This window comes from Halopenitus sp. H-Gu1 (genome assembly GCF_041821145.1).
Taxonomy (GTDB): domain Archaea; phylum Halobacteriota; class Halobacteria; order Halobacteriales; family Haloferacaceae; genus Halopenitus.
This window is the reverse complement of the sequence record NZ_JBGUBC010000028.1, coordinates 1-20682: the sequence shown is the minus strand read 5'-3', so window position 1 is coordinate 20682 and position 20682 is coordinate 1. Positions and strand designations below refer to the sequence as shown.

Here is a 20682-nt window from a genome sequence, read left to right as displayed (position 1 = left end):
GTCGAAAGTTGAGACTACACCGGGTTTAGCGGGCCTGTGATGCGTGAATATGACCGATTCGGTCAGCGAAAACTGCCTCAGATGTCTCTCCAAGCGACCACTCTTGGTATACTGACAGTCATATGCACGAATTTTCGAGACTTCCAGCAGTGTAGCCACTCAGACGGTAGACTTACCCAAATAGATCACCTCACTACCCGATTCCCGTCTCCTTCTTCAGCAGCGTCAGCGTATCGGCGTTCGTCACGATTGGCGAGTGCTCATACTTGCCGGTCAACTCGACCTGCACGAGCAAATCGACGGCTCGCCAGATCGAGCACAGCCGACACGCGAACGCGAAATAGAAGAATCGCAGCCCGAAATTCTTCGATGTCGTGGTAGCCATGAAACGCTTGATAGACCTGTAGCCACTCTCGAACTCCCATCGGTAGCCATATTCCGTAAGGTGTCCACTCCCTCTATTCGCCATGAACACCGAATACTGCCGGTGATCGTCGTGCTCTGAGTCTTCTTTCCGGCGGTCGATGAGCGTCGTTTCGTGCCATTCGTTCTTACCGAGGTGGAGCCTGCGGTCGGTCTCGTACCGGTCCTGATCACGTCGGAGCAACCGCTTTGCCTGCGCTTTTTCGCTGGTTTGCATTCGCTTCGGTACGACATACGACAGCCCGCGCTGGCTGATCATCTCCAGAACGTGCTGGCTATCGAACTCCCGGTCCATCAGCACGTTATCGACGTGTACCATCTCCTCGGCAGAGTTGAGTAGGTCTTTGACGATCGCCTTCCGTGACTCGCCTCGTCGGACTGGCCGAGCGTCGAGCACAATTGGAACCGAGTTGCCGACCAGCTGGACTGTCGCCCACTGGTAGGCGTACTCGTCGGTCTTCTCTTTCGTCCCAATGATTTCGTCCTCGTGGCCCGTTCGATCACCCGTAAACGGGTCAGCTTCAGTGATATCAATCGCGACGATTCCCGCTCGGAAGAACTCCTCCGTCTCCGCGACTTCATCCAGTAACCGTTTCACAGCGTGGCGGTACATCTTGCGAATCTCTGCGATCGAGAGCTCTCGAAGATGCTCACGATGAGCGTGACCGAGTGGTGTCCGGTCACGTGTTGACTCGTAGATGAAGCTCCGAGCCCCCTCGTTGGCAGCCAAGTTCTCGCGAAGGCCGAGATAGGTCTGTAAATCCCAGTAGGCGTTCTCGTGAATCTCACAGCCTTCACCACGATCCAACGAGAACGCCGGGAAAACGACGTGCTTGACGTGGACAGTGATCTCCTCCGCCTGTTCCAGTACAGCCAGACCGTCTAAGTTGGACTCATCGGCGTCGTCCCCTCGCTGGGGGAGCGTCCGGTCCGGGCCACGCGGAACGCTCACACCTGCGTTCTGGGCATTTATCAGGATTGTCCGAGCGGCTGTCTCGACTGTCTCACGCAACTCAGCTGTGAAGCGCTCGTGCCAACTGCGCCAGAGCGTCGACTGAGTCGGAATGCTCTCAAGTCCGAGTTGCTCGCGAAGTCCGGGATGACAATCAAGGAATTCGACGAGTACTGTCTCATGGTCACATCCGTGGAGTTCCTTCAGTACGAACACTCGAAAGAGGGTGTCCATTTCGTAGCTCGTCGACTCCGTGTATCGGTCGTGTGGCTCGAACTCGAAATACGCGAGTGGAAGGCGACAGACGAAGTCGGTGAGCGAGTCGTGTGCATTGTGCTTGAACTAGACGCTCGCTACCGTCTGAATATCTTCCTCAACTGCACTTAGAGAGCTGCGGTCGTAGAGTGGCGTCGAATCGTACGTCGGCCAATCATGGTGGAGGTGTTGTGCGATGTACCGGAAGACAGTCTGCTGTGATCCGCGCGTCGCCGTCACTACTCAACACTAGTTGCCTCGCCCTGATGAGTACAGTTCTTCGTTGAGCTACCCACGGCTTCAGCCGTGGGATTCAGCGTGGACTCCCGTTCTGGCCGATGTCTCGGCAGGAGAATAGCCTCCGTTCACCTTCAGCGCCCCGCTGTTCAAGCGCACGCCCAAGGGTGCGCCTCCGTCGCCCCCTGTTTGGTTGCGACGGAGATACCGCAAGCCGATGTTTTTCGCGGCGTTGTAGTCGGCGTGATTCTCGTACCCGCACTTCAGACACTCGAACTCCTCGTCGTCGCGGTTATCGGGATGGGTAAACCCACAGTGTGAGCAACGCCGACTCGTGTTCTCAGGGTCAACCTGCTCCACGGAGATGCCGTATTCTTCGGCCTTGTACTCAACGTACTCGTAGAGTCGGTCAAACGCCCACTTATGACCCCACGACGCACCAGTCCGCTCACGAATATCGGTCAAATCCTCGAACGCAATCACAGAACACTCGTTCTCTCGGGCTTCTGCAACGAGTTCGTTGCTGATGCGGTGGAGCGTCTGTGTGAACCGACCTTCTTCCTTCCGTCCAACGGATTGGATGTTCTCGTGTGCCCACCGCGTCCCGCACTGTTGGAGCGAGCCACGTCGATTCTCGTACTCTCTGCGCCAGTGGTCGAACTCGTTGCCCGTCCAGAACGTGCCCGTGCTGGTGACGGCGAGGTTGTTCACGCCGAGGTCAACCCCAAGAACCGTTCCGTTCCCAGTAGCTGCCTTCTCCGACGTGCCTGACTCCACTTCCTTCTTGCAGTGGACGTGAAGCACCCAGCCGCCGTCGTGGTAGTGCAGTTCCGCACCCGTGATTTCGTATTCGTCTGAAAACCGGTACTCTGAGTGCGGCGTGTCACTATCCTCGTCGGGCAGTACGTAGTCGGCTTCGATGCGACCGTCTGTGGTGGCGAGAGACACGTAGTTGTCGTGGAATGTGGCGGTTCGGTGGTCGTAGACGATGTGTGGACTGGTAAACGTCGGCTTCGAAGCTTTCTTGCCGTTTTTCCAGCGTGCGACGACGCTTTTGCAGGCTTCAGCGGCCTTGTTCCGAGCGGCTTGTACCAGTCCACCGTTGAATCCGTCCGTTTTCTCACGCACGTCGTCGTAGGTTTCGTCGTCCAGCGTGGTTTTGCTGGTGGTGACGTACTCGCCTTGGAAAGCGTGGTCTACGACGTACTGTGCCGACCAGAGGAAGGTGTCTACGGTCTCTTCGAGGAGTGCGGCGTCGTCGCTGTCCACGTCGAGTGCAACGGGGACGGTACGCCGCACCTCCATATCTTATATGTAGTACTGATGTTTCTTAAACGTTGGAGAGTCGGGCTGCTACTGTAGCGTGGTTTGAGTCCCAGTTGTCGGCTTCATCCCACGGCTAAACAGTAGTTGCTGATTCGGCTGCGAGAACTGCTGAAGAGGAGTTGCGTTCTCGGCTCTGTTCAAGATCGACGTTACCATCTGGGGAGAGCGGTGCTGACTGCCGGCCCAGAACCTCTGACGAGGACTGTTCTGACAGTCTCGCCAGTAGCCAGCGGCGTCCTGACTCGGGCCGGCACGCCCGAGTCAGCCGCCGAGTGAGACGCTACCCGTCTGGAATTGGACCGAGAAACTGCTGAAACAGGGCGGTCGGGAGGACGGGAGTGCTCCCGACCGCCCGGTCTGGTGTGAGTAGCAGGTTCGTTAACACCCACAGATTGTAGAGCGCCACAGCAAACAGAAAGTAGAACAACCGGACAGAGAACGTCGGTGAGGACGTTCTCGGGAGAAACTCCGTGACCTTTCGGTAGGATGTTTCGATACCCCACCGCCGACGGTAGGCTTCTGCCAGCGGTTGGGCGAGGTCACGCGTGACCTCGCGGTTGGTGACCAGGCAGAAGTGATCGTCCTCACGGGAGCGATGCGGGACAACGACGAGCCGGACTGTCGTCCGGCCTGTCGGTGGGTTCGACCGCGCCATTTCGTACTCCGCGACGAACGTATCTTCGTCGTGGTCGGCGATGAATCGCTGTACCTTCCGCGTCTGTGGCGCACGCATGACGAACTCGACGCCTAGCTCTTCCAGCGCCAACGCGAGATGGACGCGATAGAAGCCACGGTCGAGGTAGACACGATTGATATCGACGTATTCTCTGGCCTGAGAGATGAGCTGGTAGAGCGCGTCCGCCAACTCGTCGGTATCCTCACCGTCCAGCGCTACCCAGCCCAGCGTGAATCGGACGCTCGGATCAACGATACAGATGGTGGCGAACTTGTAGGCGCAGTCTGTTCCTCGATCGGGATCAGTCCGGGAGACATGCGGTGTCTCGCTGTCACCGTAGTACAGCCAGTCATGAACGTCGATCGCAACGTCGACGGGCCGTGTGAACAGACGGTTGCGAGCAGCTTCGTCGAGCACGGCATCACGGACGCGGTCGAACTGATTGGTGACCGCGTCCGCGGGAAGGCCGCGAAGATGGTACAAAAGTGCTCTGGCCAGTGGATTCCGTGACTGGGCTCCGACGTCTACATCCTCACCACGAGCGAGTTGGTAGGCTTTCGCACCAGCGTTCGCAAACTCGTTGTCGAAGGCGATCCGAGCGAGAACTCGTTGGAAGTCTTCGCCCGGATACGTGCTGTTAGCTGCGACATCAAAGTCAAGCTCCGAAAACAGCAGCGATGACGCTGCTCGACTCACCTGGTTCGCCTCGGCTGTCTCGACCATATCGAAACAACGACCGCGACGATAATCGACTCTCTCCTGCTTCAGCAACTACTGTAAAGCCGTGGGTTTTCGCCTCGCACTTTCTATAATAGCTGTCAAAACATTCGATTTCTGTCCGAGCAATACGCAGGTCTACCTAACGGCTATTCTACTACAGATACTGGCTAACTAATGGGGATTCTACAGAGCCACATAGCTCGATACTGTGCTATAGTGGGAGACACCAAAACACTCCCTGACGGTTGATCCGATGCTCTTCATTTAGAATCCAAGTCAGCTGGTCGTGGTGAGCAGTTGGTCACAGTTCTGATCACCGAATGTGTTGGTTGAGAAAGCCGCGGCCGTACTGTGTTACCGCTCGCAGCAGGGGTCGTGCAGAGATGCGTCGAAGTATCGAGTTGTCTGGCGGCGTACTGCCGGCGAGGGAGGTCTCCCAGCCGGTACGCGTCTGGAGGCGTTCTCGCTCCCGCGTTGCGGCTGCGCGAACCTTCTCGACATCCATTGATTCGACTGACCGTTCCTCCATCAGAATCTCACCGTTGACGACGACTGTCTCCACGTCGCCTGCGGTGACGGTGTTCATCAGTACTGAGGGGAGATTGCTGTACGGTTGGTGGCGCGGGGTATCTACGTCGATGACGACGAGGTCGGCACGCTTTCCCGGTTCGAGACTCCCGATCTGGTCGTCGAGGCCGAGTGCGCGTGCGGCCTTGATGGTGAGCATTTTGAGGAGGTCGTACGAGGACCATTGCTGTGCTCCATACTCGAAGTTCGCTAGTAACCGGGCGTGTTTGGCTTCCTGAATGAGATCCCAGGAGTCGAACCAGAACGGATCGTCAAGGCCGATGACGACGTTCGTGTCGAACTCTTGGAGCGCCGGGAGCGGGAACCAGGTTTGTCTCCCAGCTTGGAAGTAACTGTACACGGTTGGACAGTGAAGCACGTGCGCGCCGGCATCAGCGATCCGTCGTGCATCGTCCCGATCCGCGTGAAGCAAATGGGTTAGCAGCGTTCGCTCATCGAGGAGATCGAACTGGTCAAGCAAGTCCAGCGGGTCGTCAGCACCACTGCCCGCCGCCATCGTATTTGCTTCAGCGGAGTCGTACAGGTGAGTATGGAGCCGCAAGTCGGGATAGTCGGCCCGAAGTTCAGCTACACCTTCCCAGAGTTCCCGCGAACAACCCGCTTCACCACCCGGTGCGATACTCGCGGTGACTCGCCCGTCGTAGGTATCGTGACACGTTTCGATGAATCGCCGGGCCTCTACGAGTTGCTCATCAGCGGACGCGGGGTCAAGAAAATCTGCGAGTTCCGGCCCGATCATACCACGTAATCCGCTCTCGCCGATGGCTTCTGCTCCGAGCTCTGGCGTGAAATCCATCGCGTTGACGGTCGTGACGCCGTGCGTGAGTTGACGCAGGCAGGCGAGTTGCCACGCGGCGTCGAAGAACGATTCGCCAAAGGTCGGTTCAGCGGTGTGGTACAACGCGAAAGCTTCTTTGAGTAGTTCAGTGGCGTCGAGGTCGCTGAACAAGCCTTGGACGAGCGTGAAATCGGTGTGGCGGTGGGCGTCAATAAGCCCGGGAATCACGACCTTGCCGCTAGCATCGATCACGTGCTCCGCAGTCGAGTCCCGGTCTCCAGGCTCAGTTGTTTCGACGGCCGAAATGGCTCCGTCGGCCACCCGAATGGTGCCGTTTTGGAGAATTTGATTCTCTGAGTTTACCGTGACGACGATTGCGTCGTGGATCAGCAGATCAGTCATTATGCGATGAGCAGGAGTCAAACCGGGAAAGCAATTCGGGGGGATGACGCCACGGTGCGCGAACAGCATATCCATCCGGCCGTCGGGAAGTTATCACCATCGTGTTAGGCTGCCTGTGGTGACCACGTGTTCAATCGGTAGATCATTCGTAGCATGTCCAGTACAATCACGATTCCAACTAGGACGTCGAGATACGACGGGGGGTTCATCACGGATATGAGGACGCCGACCACGAGAGCGGCGATACTGACGCGGAGAACGGTGTTCCCTGCTATGTCCTGTACCACGTTGTCTGGGACGGAAGAAGATTCGTCGTAGCCTGCGAGGAGAAACAGCCACCCGCGGAACTTGATCAGGACACCTAGGATCAGTAGGAGGATTCCGGCGGCGAGCCATGGCAACGCGCCAGAGGAGAACTCGATCATTGTTCGACACCTTGGTCAGGAGTTATCTCGAAGGTAGTGATCACACCGAACAGTCCCGTTGTCGTTTCCTTGACTGAGAGTCCTGCCGATTCGACAACTTCGCGTGGTTCTTGCGTCCAGCGGCAGCCGCTCTGCGCATAGTGAGCATCGGCACGCCAATCTTGAAATCGAGCAATCGCCCCCACGTCACTCCGGCCGTGTTCGACGAGGTGGATCGTCCCGTCCGGCTTGCAGACTCGGTTCATTTCCCGTAGTGCAGCAATCGGGTCGGGGAACGTGCACGTAGACAGCGCGGAGATTACTGTATCGAAACTGTTGTCGGGGAATTCCAGATCCTGTGCGTTCATCTCTCGAAGGGTTCCTTCCATGCCTAACTTGGTGAGGCGCTTCTCAGCGTTTGCCAGCATCTCCGGGCTGATGTCGATCCCGACGATCTCGACTGTCTCGGGCAGATACCGGAAGTTCGTACCGATACCGCATGCGACATCTAATACTTTTCCGTCAACGTCGCCGAATTGTGCTTGCCGGTAGCGGCCGATGAAGAGACGGTCGAGCCATTCAAACCGATGCATTCGGTCGGCGTACTCGGCGTACGATTCCTCTATCTCCGAGACCGACATCGGTCGGTTCGATGCGGGGTCGGTATCGTTTCGGTGAGGTTGGTGATTGGAAGTCATCTATTTCAATTTCTCAACTGGGATTAGTGTTGTCGGCTGTCAGTTCGCAGTACTGTCTGAGGAACGTTTTGCGGTCGGTTCGGCCGGCGTTGGCCGCCATAAGGGTTTCCTCCAGCCCGTCCCGGTTCTGGTGACAGCAATCCTGGTAACAGGGCTTACAGAGGTACTCGAACTCCTTTCCTTCGCGGCTCCAGCGGTCACCGCATTTGTCGTACTCACGGGCGTCCTCGCGGGCGACTGTCTCGCCGCAGGCAATGCAGGTCACCTGTTGGTGGGCGTCGGTCCCCAACAGTATCGAGGCAGTCATGGTCACCGGTCCACCTCCCCCATGATGGTGTCGAGACTCCCGAGAGTCGCAACAAGGTCAGCAACGAACTCGCCGTTCGCCATCGGTGGAAGCGCCGACAGGTTCGAGAACGACGGCCCGCGAATCTTGAACCGTGCGGGAGTTTCGGTGCCGTCGGCGCGGATGTAGATACCGAGCTCCCCCTTGGCTCCCTCAACGGCTCTGTAGCACTCGCCGGACGGCTTCAGTGTCCGCGGAACGTTAGCTTGACACGTACGTTCTTCTCTTGGCCAGTCTTCGAGAAGGTCGACGCACTGTTCGACGATGGACGCCGATTCTTCGATCTCCCGCAGCCGGACGAGTACGCGAGCAAAGTTGTCACACCCGTCCTCAGTGACGACGTCCCACTCTAGCCGGTCGTAGTAGCCGTAAGAGTCGTCTCGTCTGAGATCGTAGTCGATGCCGGAGCCGCGAGCGACCGGGCCCGTGCAACCGTATTGCTTTGCAACCTCCGGCAGTAACTTACCGGTGTCGACACAACGGACCTGGAGGACTTCATTGCTCGTCAGCAGGTCGTGATACTCGTCGAGCTTCTGCGGAAGATCGTCAATGAAAGAGCGCACATTATCAAAGAACTCCTCGCGGGGTTCGGGGATGTCCCAGACGACGCCGCCGACCCGGAAGTAGTTGAACATCATCCGTTGGCCGGTGAGATCCTCTAAGAAGTCCTGAACGATTTCCCGGTCCCGGAAACCGTACATGAAGGTAGCGTTGAACTCGCCACTGACGTCTAATGCATACATCGCAGTGAATAGCAAGTGCGAGAGGATGCGTGACAGCTCGGCGCTCATCGTCCGGATGACCTGCGCATACTCGGGGACTTCGATACCGGCTAGGTCCTCGATGACGCGGGCGTAGGCCCACTCGTTGAGCAGGCCCGCCCCACCCCAATCCCATCGGTCGGGGTACGGCATAATCTGGTGGCGGTAGGTTCCCTGCTGGCACATCTGTTCCTCACACCGATGAATATACCCGATATCCGGCTCGACATCGGCCACCTGTTCGCCGTCGAGAACCACCTCAAGGTGAAGCACGCCGTGGGTCGACGGATGGTGGGGCCCGATGTTGAGGAACATCGTGTCTCCCTGCTGAGTATCATCTTGAAGAGGGTTGGCGTGCTCGCGCAGCGTCACGATCTGCGACTGGGTCTGATCGTAGTCGTTCTGGAGCGGGTGTCCTTGCCACGTCTGCGGGAGCAGAATGCGCCGGAGATCGGGATGGTCTTCGTACTCGATACCCACGAGGTCGTAGGCCTCCCGTTCGTGCCACTCCGCTGTCCGGTAGACAGGTGCAGCTGACTCGCTGATCGGGTTGTCCTTCGTCGTCGGAACGATGACCGATAACTCACGCGTCCGGTCATCGTAGCTGGTAAGATGATACACTGTCTCGAAGCGGTCGTCGTACTCTTGGGCGGTTACACACGAGCAGTGGTCAAATCCGACTTCCGAGCGAAGCGTCGAGAGTGCCTTCTGGACGTGATCGGCTCGAATCACGAGCGCGGGGGCGTTCTGGTGTGAGTCACAGCTGACGATGACATCGTCGGGGAGGGCTGTGACCGCCTCGTCCACGAGTCGGTTGGCGGTCGAGGACTGTTGCTGTTGCATCGTCCTTCGGCTGTCAGTTCTCAGTATAGTTCCGTAGCCACGCTGCCTCACCAGTGGTGTGATTTAAACCTCGATCACCGAGGTATTTTACTGCGCGCAGTTTTGGTTGACGCTATGCGATACCTCACTACGTTAGTCAAACCAGATGGAGGGGCGGCATTCCATCCACTCGGAGAGGAACTGACGGATGACCCGTCGATCAGGCGGCGGGCTATCCATCATCTTGAGCTTCTTGATGATGAGACTGTCCTCCTGTTTGCCGAGGCAAGCGGCAGTAAGGAGCGGTACAAACAGATTATGGAGGACTCGTCTTATGTCATCAGTTACCTCACCGCGGGCAAAGATCGGTGGATGGCTGTGAGCCAATTCGAACCGACAGAATCGGTTCGCCAGTCGCTTAAGTTGCAACAGGAATCACTGCTGGTTATCGAGACCCCGATTCACTTCACGTCCGATAATCATCTTAAAATCACTTACCTGGGAACTGACGAAACGTTCAGTCAATTATACGAATACGCCGAGGAGATGGATCAACTCACGTTCGAAGTCCTTGAGATGGGTGATTATGATTCCGACAAATCATCGCTCAATAGGATGATTACACCGAGGCAGGAAGAAGTGCTTGAGACAGCAGTTGATCTAGGATATTATCGTGAACCCCGCCAAGCGTCACTCGAAGACATCAGCGAGATTGTCGGGATTTCTCCCGGAACAGTCGGTGAGCACCTTCGGAAAGCTGAAGAACGCGTGTTCAGCGAGCTCGTTCACTAATTTTGGTCTTCTCTCACTAATCGTAGCGTCGGTGAGATTCCCACCGTACAGTAGGCAGAAGCTTCGGGATATATAAGCAGCCACACCGATGCGGCAGTCCTCGTATTCAGCTTTGTCGCGTATTTCCCTCCACGGGAACACGATGTCGACGACGAAACCCAGAGCCATAACCACAGAGGCGGTTACAAAGACTGATGCATCGTTGCTCAGTGGGCACGATGTCGAATCGACCTATCGTAACATCAACGGCGTACAGTTACACGTCGTCACTGCCGGTGATTCCGACGCACCTCTAGTTGTCCTTCTGCACGGACATCCCGATTTCTGGTACGGCTGGCGTGATCAGATCCGTCCGCTCGTTGAGACCGGCTTTCGTGTGGTTGTTCCGGATCAGCGAGGCTGTAATCTGAGCGACGCACCTGATGAGGTTGATGCCTATCGACAATCGAAATTAGTCGCTGACGTGCGCGAATTGATCCACAGCGAGGGACGCGACTCGGCCCACGTAGTCGGACACGATTTCGGCGGGTTCGTCGCTTGGAACGTGGCACTCCGCCATCCATCTGTCGTTGACCATCTTTCAATTCTAAACGTACCACACCCAACGGTGTATCGAGAGACCTTACGGTCTAGCCTCGAACAAATCGTCCGGAGCTGGTACGTCTGGTTCTATCAGGTACCGAAACTCCCCGAGTGGATGCTGCGTCGGAACGATATGGCCAATATGGTAGACTCGCTTGAAATAACTTCGAACGAAGGAACATTCGACGAAGAAACGATTAACCGCTACAAAGCGGCTTGGCAGCATTCAGGCATTGAGCCGAGGATTAACTGGTACCGTGGATTCCGTCGGTCGGAACGCTCATCACGCGACACCGTTACCCAGCCGATGCTGATTTGTTGGGGAGAAGATGACATCGCACTTCGCCCCTCGATGGCGGAAAAAAGCCTTGACTACTGTGAAGACGGTCAGTTAGAGATGTTTCCTGACGCATCACATTGGGTACACCATGAGCGTGAAGAGGTTACTGATGCGCTAGTCCGTCATCTCACGGGGAACAACAGACTCGAATCAACCGAGTCGGTGAAACCGCACTATTAGTCTCCGACGGGAGCGACAATCGCTCTGTTGGCGAAGTCGTTCTCGATTACAAAGCAATTTGAGAACCGTATGCATTGAAACGACCAGCCTCAACTTTGCACGTTTTCGGGATGTAGAGGCGCTACAAACGAATATCGGTCGAATGAGGCAGAATCTGAGCAATAGAGGAGGACGTTGTATGTGTCAATCTCTAGCTGGTGGAACAAGACAGTTCGGGCGGGGGACAACAGCCGATAACACGGTCAGCACGCGAGTCCTGCGGCTTGCCGCAGGCGAGCGCGAGGAATGACTGCCCGTGATTAGCCACCCTCTCGGAGCGAGCGGCCGACCGCCCGGACGAACGTCCTGGCGGTCACGACCGGTGGCGATCGGATCTCACGGTCCATGCCGACTTTCACCAGAAAGTCGGTGAGTCGCCAGAGGTTGTACAACAACGCCGCGAACGTGAAGTTGAACAACCGAATGCGGTAATCCCTTGAGGAGGTCTTTGGCAGGTACGACTGCACCGACTTGTACTGGTTTTCGATGTCCCAGCGACGGCTGTAGCTATTCGTCACGTGCACGATCTCGTCGGGACCGACGTGATCGCGATTCGTGACGAACACGGCGTAGTTCCCTTCAGCGTCGTCACTGGTCGCTGGCACGTACAGGTACTCGGCGGTGTGATCGACGTCGCCGTCGATCCCGACGGGGACATCGTGATTGACAGCGGCGTCAACCCCCTCTTTGCTCTTGATCTGCTTGATCGCCCGGTAATCTGGCTCGTACTTCGGCACTGGCATCGTGTACAGCAAGCCACGACCGTCGATCTCGGCCCGAACATGCCTCGTGTAGAAGCCACGATCCAGCAGCACTTCGTCGAGATCGACGTACTGCTGGGCTCTCGAAAGCAGACGCCCAACGACGTCTGCTTTCGAGTCAGCTGGGGCGTCGGCTGGTTCCCACTCGGAGTGTTCCTTGACGCCCTCGATCCCCAGGATGATCGGGACGTCGTTCCCGACGATCGTGATCGTCGCGAACGTGTAGCCGTGCTTCAATTCACCGTCGTCCATGTACCCGCTGACCATCGGTGGATACGCCGCCTTCGGAATCTCTTCGTCCTTATCGATCCACGGCCAGACGTGGTACGGAACGTGCGTGAAATCGACGGCCGCCACGACGTGGCGGTCGTCGAATGGATCTTCGTAGCGGATCGTCTGGAGGATGTTCTCGGTTGCTGTATCGAACGCGTCCATGAGGGACTCGCGGAACACCTCTGTGAACGCCACGATGTCTTCAATCTGTAGCTCTTGGAGTGAAACGGGCACCTCTTGATCAGCCGGCATTGCGAACTGCTTGATCACTCGCAGGAACGTCGAGTCGTCACAGACATCGTTCTCGTCGAGAAACCACCCAGCTTCCCCCTCTGAATGCGCACTGCCTTGCGTGAGACAGGCCGAGGCGAACAGATCGAGGATCTGTTCGTCCTCGTAGACTCTGTTGGCGGCTCTGTGGGAGTCGAACTCGCCGAAGGCGTGCCGCCTGGCGAGTTCGACGACCTTGCTGCCGTGTTCACGGACGTGGTCGCGCATTGCTGTCGGTTCGTCCCCATCCTCGTCACTGTCGTCTTGGTCGGAAACGATCGGCACGCGTGCTTCCATGATAACGCCATGGTCAACGGCCTCCCGTGCGATACCCGTCGCTGCGGCGTCTAGCGTCAGTGTGGTCTGCTCGCTGAACTGCTCCCACGCGTAGGAAATGGTTTGTTGGGACGGTATCGTCTCCAAGTCTAGCTCTTTTAGGAGTGCTGGACGTTCCTCCAATCGATCTGCGACCTCGCTCTGGGCGAGGTCGTAGATCGTCTGATAGAGGTAGACACGCGCCATCGGTTCAGTGCCGTTGGCGACTTGCGCCTGCTGGCGGGCGTCGGTCAGACCGTCCGTTGGGATCGAGACGCGACCGAGGACCCGCCAGAGGTGATCAGCAGTCTCACAGACCGCTCCGGCATGCTGGACGATCGCCCCCGCCAGGGCGGGGGCGTCGTCATCCACCGTCGGGGTGGTTTCTGTTTCCATTGCAATCCGGGGGACGTGACGGCGAGAGCTATCAGTGTGTCACATTAGTCACGACAACGACCGATTCTACCCACGCAGTAAATTGAGTGTAACACTGCACCAGCGCAGAAAACCTGCCCAATATATCATGGAGCTAGTGGTTTGTAGCTATCGAGATCCCGAAAACGTGACTTTGGCCGTCTGGATTTAGATATAGCGACATACGATTTATTCCTGCCGTGTATTATTTTGGGAGTTTTTGTCCGGTTACCGTTTTCTCGTGTGGAAAACAGTAGAGGACAACCTATAAATAAATCGAACAAAACACTCTATCCACCGAAACCACCAGACTTAGAATCGCTACCGCACGGAGTACGTCCGCTCCTGCTGGCGATTTCACTCACGCTCACACTCGAGTCTCTCACCGACCGCGACGACTACACGAACACTATGACCGAAACGACCGACACTCCACGCTACAGCACGATGGACCTCGAGGACGCCGAGGCCTTCTACCACGACGAGATCACGCCACAGATGCGCGCCGAGGGACTCGCTCCTGACCACGAAACCCCCACCTATTCGTGGCTCGAATCGCACTTTCCAGGGTTCATCAAACATCTCTCGCGGCGATTCGACCTCTCACCGGGTGACTTCTACGAGAAGATCGACGTTCCGGTTGAGTCCAAGCCGGAGGAGCGACCGTTTGACTTCGTCGACGACGAAGAGACGCGTGCAGCCCTCGAGGACTACCTCGTCGAGCTGCGCGATCGGCAGGGACGGGCGGAGTCGACGGTCGCCACACGCCGCTCTGCGCTCCGTCTGTACGTCCGGACATACAAGGACGTCAATGCCACCGATGATCTGCTCAGACCGCTACACGACGACGCTGCGCGGGCCGACGAGATGGATCGCGTCGCGGATACGTTCGACGTTCTACGTCGCCGCGAGGATACGCTGACAACGCACGCGTCGCGACGGAAGTACGTCCAGGAGGTTCGGCAGTTCTACACCTATCAGGTGACGTTCAAAGGCGCACGTCACAACCCGACCGACCAGCTGGAACGTCGCTTTGGGTGGGATTCGACGCCTGAGTGGGACAATCAGGCTCTTGAGGCTGATCAGATACGAACACTCTATCAGACAGCCACCGATCCGGTCGACCGTCTCATCGTGATTGGGGTCTGCGGATGGGGGCTTCGACCGAGCGAGGTTGCGTCGCTACGCGTTGATCAGCTAGTTCTCGACCCACCAGAAGACGACACGGAGGCTGGGCCGTACATCGAATTCGGGAGTGAGCGGAAGAACGGACCCGGGACGGTCGCACTCCTCACGGGTGTTGAAGATGCAACCGCACGGATCGACACCGTCGTTGAGGAGGCGGGCGACGACTGGATGGGCGCTGTGTTCCCGTCTTCATCTGCGGAGAGCGGGCACCTATCGACGTCGACGGTTCGACGTCGATTCAAGAACCTCGCAGAACGCGCTGGAGTGACTGTCGATGGGGAGGTCCCAACGCCAAAGATGGGGCGACGATATTGGTACACGGCGTACGGAGAGGCGGTGCGTCGTGTGGCCGAGCGGTTTGCAGATGTCGCTGAGGAGCAGGGGTCGAAGTCAGCGGAGGTCGTGTTGGATAACTACCTCTCAGAAGCGGAGAAGCGTCGGCATCGCCGTGAGGAGATCCGAGAGGATCTTGAGGGCTTATTCGGAGAAGAACCCGGTGTCCAGTGACGTAGGGTTCGGATACGCTAAGACCTGAAACAGAGGAATACGAGCTCCTTCTCTCGATTTTTGGGGAATAAATCCGACGAGAGCAGTCAGTCGATCTCGAGTTCTTCTTTCAGCTGAGGGCTCTGAAGCCCAGCCCGAAAGACGGCGTTGAAGAAGTCCTTGTTCTTCGAGAGATCTTCACCGTGTGCGGCGAAATACTCGGTATCGAGTTCCTTGTACTTCACACGCATCTCCTGATAGACGCTCTCGTAGAGGTAGACGTTCACGTTGTGAAGGTCGCGAACAACAAGGCCCTTCGCGTCTGCGTCGAGTGCCATCCGCCGGACGGTCTCTCCGTCGGCTTCAACAGCGGTGTCGTCGATCTCATCTGACGTGTCTGGTGTATCTGACGTATCTGCTGTGTCTTCGTCGCTACCGCTATCGGACGTAGTGGACGCGGGTTCGTCACCAGATATATCTGAGGTGTCTCCCGTTTCTGAGGCATCTGAGATATCTGCGGGTTCTGCGGTGTCGGACGTAGTGGATGCCGATTCTTCGTCGGCTGTATCTGAGGCATCTTCTGTGTCTTTCGTCTCTGTACCGCCGCCTCGAACTTCGTCCATACTCCAAACGTCGCTTTTCCGCTCCTCGAGGTCATCGTCGCCGTCGTTACTGCTCATGCTTCCACCCCCGTAGTGTGACGTTCGAGCATTTTCGCGATCTCGGTGTAGGCTTCGCGTGCGTCCTCGGTCTTCGCGTCGTCGTCGTGGAGGAAGATGGAAACGCCGTTGTTCCAAGCACGCCGGATGGCAACGCGCTCAGGCACCTGAAAGACGTCATATGGAGCGTCATTGAAGAACTCGATCATCTGCTTAGTATCGTTGTTCTGGACGCTCTCGACGGCGTTAATGACAATCCCGAGGATATCGATGGTGTCGATTTGCCCTGGGAAACTGTTTGAGAGGTAGGCAATCTCCTCGTTCATCTTCTCGATCGCACGGATGGAACGTCGGGTTGGCTCGACGGGAATGAGGACTTGTTCGGCGGTGAGGAGGGCATTATCAAGGATTTGGCTGAGATCAGGCGGGCAGTCAATGAGGATGAAATCATAGTCGTGGTCAAGCTCGTCGACGGCAATTTTGAGTCGCATTTCGCTGTTTGCGACCTGAGTGACGAGCATATCTTTGAGCCCGTCCATTGCTTTGTTGGACGGAATGACGTCGAATTCGTCGTGACGCTCGATAATCTCATTGATCTCCTCAGTGCGTGTTGGTTCGACCATCACTTGGTGGAGAGATGGGATCTTCTGATCGTAGAGGTCACGGAAGCCCGTGCCTTCGGTGAGGGTTCCCTGCGGGTCGGCATCGATGAGGAGGACATCGTGGCCTTGGTTCGCGAGCGCACCACCGAGGTTGATAGTGGTAGTGGTTTTTCCGACCCCACCTGCTTGATTTGAGATGGCGATTATCTGCGTCATATGACCTATGTATCTGAGGCGTCTGATATAATTGTTTGTCAGACGTACCTGCTGTATCTGACGTATCTGAGAAGACTGATCGAGGGATAAGACAGGTTGAGAAGTTCTCGGGAGAAACCTAGCTGGTGTATCTGAGACATCTGACGCATCTAACACTATTCCCGTAAACACGCCATCTCACTACGGTATCTGAGATAACTGATAGCTGGTCCGTAAGTAGTGTAACTGAGATAACTGATATATCTGAGGTGTCTGAAAATGAGATAGATAGCTCAATGGTGGCCGACTTCCCATACTGATATATCTGCCATATCTGAGATTGCTGATGTTCCCAACGTGACGGCTCTGTGGTGACTGCGATATCTGATGTATCTGAGGAGGGAAGAATGGGGTGTGTGAATAGTAGTCGGGTTAGCAATTCCAATTGATTGGAAATTTCTACCGATCGAACAAATAGGTGCACCCCGAGTTAGCATCCACGTATGACTGAACGAGAAGAGCTGCTACAGCAGGGGAATACCGTAGATCCATGGCCCTACAAATGGATATAACGGCGTCTTCAGCTCGGAAACAGCGTTCAAGTCGATATCCTCAAAGAAGTCTATACAACTAACCAAAACAAAGAGGATACACAACTATGTCGAACAGCCGAATTGAGGTCGCTCTTCAAGCACTAGGCAGTGACCGGTTTGAGCGGTTGATGCATGATTTATTGGAGCGGGAAGGGTACACAGTGGATCCAACGGGGACAAGCGGTCCCGATGGCGGTCGCGACGCCTTCCTCCTAGATGGTGACCGAGACGGGATCCTTCATTGCTCTGTGCAGAAAGACAATTGGGTCGGGAAAGCCCACGACGACATCGAAACAGCTGTTGAGAACTTCGATCGTGACTTTGACTTCTACATTTTCGCCACAACACAAGACCCCAGTACAACCAAACGGGATCGGGTTGAAGAGGAGCTCCACGAGGAATGGGGAATCCCCACGACGGTTTGGGACTTCTCGAAAATCCGGAACAGCTTGGTGGGCGATCGTGAGAACAACGATCTGATCCGGGAACACCTCCGTGTCGACCCCAATCGACCGTTCGTAGACATTGAGTCAGAAGTAGATGATCTCTATGAGGATTTGCTGGATCGTGTGAAGCGCCGACAAGCTCCCGATGGGACAATTGTCGAGGACCCTGCCTTGGTTGTCGTCCATGTCATTCCTCAGGAAGCCGTTGACGACCATCACGACCGGTATGCAGGCGACCTCCCCCACCCACCTCAGTTCGAAAAACGTGATGCATACGCTGTAACACGACCGAAGGTGAAGATCACCGAAAATAATCGACGCTTCCATGATGGCACCGAGAGGGAGCGATACACTGCTATCCATCGGGACGGGTGGACTGAAGGTATCTTCACAGCTCTGTATCCCAGCGACAACCCCCAACTCCGGACGTCTATTGATCGACTCATAGCGAACTTCGTCCACACTGCTCTCGGGACGTTTGACGAAGCAGACATCTACCCGCCCTACTATGTGTACGTCAGCATACTGGGTGCCGAGGGGTACACACTTTCCCGACCAAGTGGATCAAACCGACCACCCAGCAATGTGCGACCTTTCACCAAGGACGAGATACGGTTGAATCGCGTCCAAATCGACAATCCAGATGTCGATGTCCCGGATGTGATGCGGAAGACGTTCGATCAGCTCTGGCGACATGGTGGCTGGGACCACTCCGTCAATTATCAAGCCTCCGAGACAGATGATGGTGAAACTGTCTACGAGTGGAATCCATACCGATAACAGTATCCACAGTAACAGAGCGAGTCGAGCATAATTGCTCTCCTGTAATTGGTTTCTCGATCAGTCACGCCATGGTCCCCATCGGAATTACGCCACGATGAAACCTATTGAGGACAGCCGCTGATCCCTAGGAGTAGGACCTTGAACAGGTCGATAAGCTAGCTGAAGACTCGCCTTCGTGCGTCAGGATGGTTGTTATTGATGATAGAGACGCCAGAACCAGCCGGGTGTTGAGGCAGTGATTTCGTCGATAACTGATGTCCACGGGTGGTTGCCGTGGAACGCCCGGGCATAGGGAGCCGAGATGTCCGCTGCCTCACTCACAAGGAGCAATGAGCCGAAAAGGGCGTATTCGGGGAGGAATGCAACATCACTCCACAAGTACCGCGGACGAAGATATCCGAGAGGCCGCCACAAACGGTGAGATCGAAGCGCAGCCAGCTCCTCGTCGGTAACACCGAGTTCACGAACGGCCGTCGGTGTGATCCCGCCTCGACGCGTTCCGTGGGCAAGGACGCCCTCTAAGAGTGTCTTCGTATGCTGTCTCTCCGCGAGATGAGTCAAGAAGTCGTACTGTAGCTCAGTGGCGAAATGTGCTTGCGTACGGACTGACACTGCCTGCTCGAAACCTTCCTGCAGGTACGGGTGTTTCCACGTTGTTGAGTCGAACTGGTGCTGATACGCGTGGCACAACTCCGCCGCTAAATACGTGTACGCCGTCGTCTCGGGGAGCTGCCCGGGGCTCACGCCGATTCTGCCCGTCCGCGCGGAATATCGCCCGCCGATGAACACGAGCGTCAATGAGGCCGGCAGATCGCTCGTGAGGAGTGCGAGACGCTCCCTACGCGAACAGTCGTACACAAGATGTTCACGCCACATCTCGCGGTACGGTGTGGAATCGACATCGAGAAGATCGTCGTAAAATCGCGTGAGTTCATCGAAGCGTTCGTGAAGGTCAGCCTCGCTTGCGAGAGGATCATCGGAACTCTGTAGGAGTGACTCGGTTAGGGGTGGTGCGTCCGGGTACTCCTTCCGGTACGACTCAACAGCATCTGAACAGATTGACCGTAGCTGTTCGAAGAACGTCTCGTCGTCCATCTGAATGGATATAATGGTGGAAGGGAGTGAACTTCGTTCGATAGGTTGGATTGACTGTTTAAGCGTATCTATGCAGGAGCGGACTCTGCGGGTTCGACGTACTGGTACTCCCACTCGCGTCGAGCCTCAATTTCACGACGGCCACGACGCGTGAGCGTATAGACGTTCGTTCGCCGGTCTTTTTCACCTTTCTCGACGAGTCCCTTCTCAACAAGCGTGTCGAGATTCGGGTAGAGTCGGCCGTGATGGATCTCTTTCTCGTAGTAGTCTTCGAGTTCCTCCTTGATGGCGAGGCCGTGGGGCTCATCAAGGCCAGCAATCACGTACAGGAGGTCCCGTTGGAATCCGGTCAGGTCGTGCATCGTCCCGCTCCCTGATACGAAGTGCTATCCCATACGTCTGTTGTCCTGCAGATGGCGGTAAAACCTCTGCAAGCGCCGAATCAGATACCTGTATGTTTATACAGAGGACGGGAGAAATACCGCTGCGTATGACAGACCTGATCGTCAAATCGGCCGTGAAAGAAGCGCTCAACGACCACAACGTCTCGGCGGATTTCTACGAAGCACTGGACGACGAAGTAACTGAAGTACTCGAAGATGCAGCCCGGCGTGCCGAGGGAAACGATCGGAAAACTGTCCAGCCCCGCGACCTCTAGCTCGGTCGGAAAGTACTACCCCCATTGCTCGAATTCACCCACCTGTTTTTAAGACACTCGTGACTGGTAGATATCTCTATGAGTATGACAACCGAGTCAATTCAAGTCGAGAACGTCGTTGCCTCGTCCGATATCGGTCAAGAACTCGACCTCGAAACGCTCTCTGGGGATTTAGGAGCGACCGACTACGACCCCGATAACTTCCCGGGACTCGTGTATCGGATGCACGATCCAAAAGCCGCAGCACTCATCTTCCGCTCGGGAAAAGTCGTCTGTACGGGAGCGAACAGCGTTGATGACGTGACGACTGCGCTTAAGCACGTCTTCGACGAACTCCGCGAGTTGGGGGTCGATGTCGCAGCATCGCCGAAGATTGAAATTCAGAATATTGTCTCGAGTGGGGATCTCGACCACACACTCAATTTGAATGCGATCGCGATCGGTCTGGGCCTCGAAAGCGTCGAATACGAACCTGAACAGTTCCCCGGGCTTGTCTACCGACTCAATGACCCGGACGTGGTCGCACTCCTCTTTGGAAGTGGGAAACTCGTCATCACTGGTGGAACACAACTCGATGACGCTGAAAAAGCCCTCGTAAACATCGAAGATCGGCTCAACGATCT

Annotated in this window: 18 protein-coding genes and 1 pseudogene; 6 read left to right on the top strand and 13 right to left on the bottom strand. The window is 56.2% G+C overall.

All coding sequences use genetic code 11. The features are described 5' to 3' along the window. Positions 1-193: 193 nt before the first annotated feature. From ACERIT_RS14630 to ACERIT_RS14595, 8 genes and pseudogenes are all read right to left on the bottom strand, one after another. Positions 194-1870: pseudogene (locus ACERIT_RS14630) on the bottom strand (transposase). A gap of 60 nt (positions 1871-1930) precedes the next feature. Beyond that, on the bottom strand, positions 1931-3172 hold the full coding sequence (locus tag ACERIT_RS14625) for an RNA-guided endonuclease InsQ/TnpB family protein (RefSeq protein WP_373675600.1): 1242 nt from the start codon (positions 3170-3172) through the stop codon (positions 1931-1933). A gap of 301 nt (positions 3173-3473) precedes the next feature. Further along, positions 3474-4592, bottom strand: coding sequence for a transposase (locus ACERIT_RS14620; RefSeq protein WP_373675599.1), 1119 nt, complete (start codon positions 4590-4592; stop codon positions 3474-3476). A 310-nt stretch (positions 4593-4902) separates the two neighbouring features. Continuing rightward, positions 4903-6357: an amidohydrolase family protein gene (locus ACERIT_RS14615; protein ID WP_373675598.1), complete on the bottom strand. Its 1455-nt coding sequence runs from the start codon at positions 6355-6357 to the stop codon at positions 4903-4905. A gap of 104 nt (positions 6358-6461) precedes the next feature. Next, positions 6462-6782: a hypothetical protein gene (locus tag ACERIT_RS14610; RefSeq protein WP_373675597.1), complete on the bottom strand. Its 321-nt coding sequence runs from the start codon at positions 6780-6782 to the stop codon at positions 6462-6464. Then, positions 6779-7459, bottom strand: a complete 681-nt coding sequence (locus ACERIT_RS14605) for a class I SAM-dependent methyltransferase (protein ID WP_373675596.1) — start codon at positions 7457-7459, stop codon at positions 6779-6781. The genes ACERIT_RS14610 and ACERIT_RS14605 overlap by 4 nt, the downstream gene beginning before the upstream one ends. A 13-nt stretch (positions 7460-7472) precedes the next feature. Further along, the gene (locus ACERIT_RS14600) at positions 7473-7766 is read right to left on the bottom strand and encodes a hypothetical protein (protein WP_373675595.1); all 294 of its coding nucleotides are present in this window, start codon (positions 7764-7766) and stop codon (positions 7473-7475) included. 2 nt (positions 7767-7768) lie between these two features. Next, the gene (locus ACERIT_RS14595) at positions 7769-9409 is read right to left on the bottom strand and encodes an NADH-quinone oxidoreductase subunit C (RefSeq protein WP_373675594.1); all 1641 of its coding nucleotides are present in this window, start codon (positions 9407-9409) and stop codon (positions 7769-7771) included. A gap of 114 nt (positions 9410-9523) precedes the next feature. On the opposite strand from ACERIT_RS14595, the gene ACERIT_RS14590 reads away from it, so the two are divergent. Continuing rightward, positions 9524-10180 (top strand): helix-turn-helix domain-containing protein, encoded by a 657-nt coding sequence (locus ACERIT_RS14590; RefSeq protein WP_373675593.1) that lies wholly within the window; start codon positions 9524-9526, stop codon positions 10178-10180. Between the two features lie 142 nt (positions 10181-10322). Then, positions 10323-11282: an alpha/beta fold hydrolase gene (locus tag ACERIT_RS14585; RefSeq protein WP_373675592.1), complete on the top strand. Its 960-nt coding sequence runs from the start codon at positions 10323-10325 to the stop codon at positions 11280-11282. Between the two features lie 299 nt (positions 11283-11581). Here the strand turns inward: ACERIT_RS14585 and ACERIT_RS14580 are convergent, their stop codons facing one another. Then, entirely contained in the window at positions 11582-13336 is a 1755-nt protein-coding gene (locus tag ACERIT_RS14580; RefSeq protein WP_373675591.1) for an ISNCY family transposase, read from the bottom strand. 429 nt (positions 13337-13765) lie between these two features. On the opposite strand from ACERIT_RS14580, the gene ACERIT_RS14575 reads away from it, so the two are divergent. Then, positions 13766-15049, top strand: a complete 1284-nt coding sequence (locus ACERIT_RS14575; RefSeq protein ID WP_373675590.1) for a tyrosine-type recombinase/integrase — start codon at positions 13766-13768, stop codon at positions 15047-15049. 86 nt (positions 15050-15135) lie between these two features. Here ACERIT_RS14575 and ACERIT_RS14570 read toward each other — a convergent pair whose 3' ends face one another. Together ACERIT_RS14570 and ACERIT_RS14565 are read right to left on the bottom strand one after the other, a co-directional pair. Next, on the bottom strand, positions 15136-15708 hold the full coding sequence (locus ACERIT_RS14570) for a hypothetical protein (RefSeq protein ID WP_373675589.1): 573 nt from the start codon (positions 15706-15708) through the stop codon (positions 15136-15138). Further along, complete coding sequence (locus ACERIT_RS14565; RefSeq protein ID WP_373675588.1) at positions 15705-16505, bottom strand: ParA family protein; 801 nt, start codon at positions 16503-16505, stop codon at positions 15705-15707. The genes ACERIT_RS14570 and ACERIT_RS14565 overlap by 4 nt, the downstream gene beginning before the upstream one ends. A gap of 637 nt (positions 16506-17142) precedes the next feature. Between ACERIT_RS14565 and ACERIT_RS14560 the strand changes: the two genes are divergently transcribed. Then, positions 17143-18303: a restriction endonuclease gene (locus ACERIT_RS14560; protein ID WP_373675587.1), complete on the top strand. Its 1161-nt coding sequence runs from the start codon at positions 17143-17145 to the stop codon at positions 18301-18303. Between the two features lie 195 nt (positions 18304-18498). On the opposite strand, the gene ACERIT_RS14555 is transcribed toward ACERIT_RS14560, so the two are convergent. Together ACERIT_RS14555 and ACERIT_RS14550 are read right to left on the bottom strand one after the other, a co-directional pair. Next, positions 18499-19401: a hypothetical protein gene (locus ACERIT_RS14555; RefSeq protein WP_373675586.1), complete on the bottom strand. Its 903-nt coding sequence runs from the start codon at positions 19399-19401 to the stop codon at positions 18499-18501. Between the two features lie 68 nt (positions 19402-19469). Next, positions 19470-19763 (bottom strand): PadR family transcriptional regulator, encoded by a 294-nt coding sequence (locus ACERIT_RS14550; RefSeq protein ID WP_089768627.1) that lies wholly within the window; start codon positions 19761-19763, stop codon positions 19470-19472. 128 nt (positions 19764-19891) lie between these two features. Between ACERIT_RS14550 and ACERIT_RS14545 the strand changes: the two genes are divergently transcribed. Beyond that, a complete protein-coding gene (locus tag ACERIT_RS14545; protein ID WP_373675585.1) occupies positions 19892-20059 on the top strand; it encodes a DUF1931 domain-containing protein in 168 nt (55 codons plus the stop codon). A 78-nt stretch (positions 20060-20137) separates the two neighbouring features. Then, positions 20138-20682 (top strand): TATA-box-binding protein (locus ACERIT_RS14540; protein WP_373675584.1); only part of this gene is annotated, 545 nt, incomplete at its 3' end.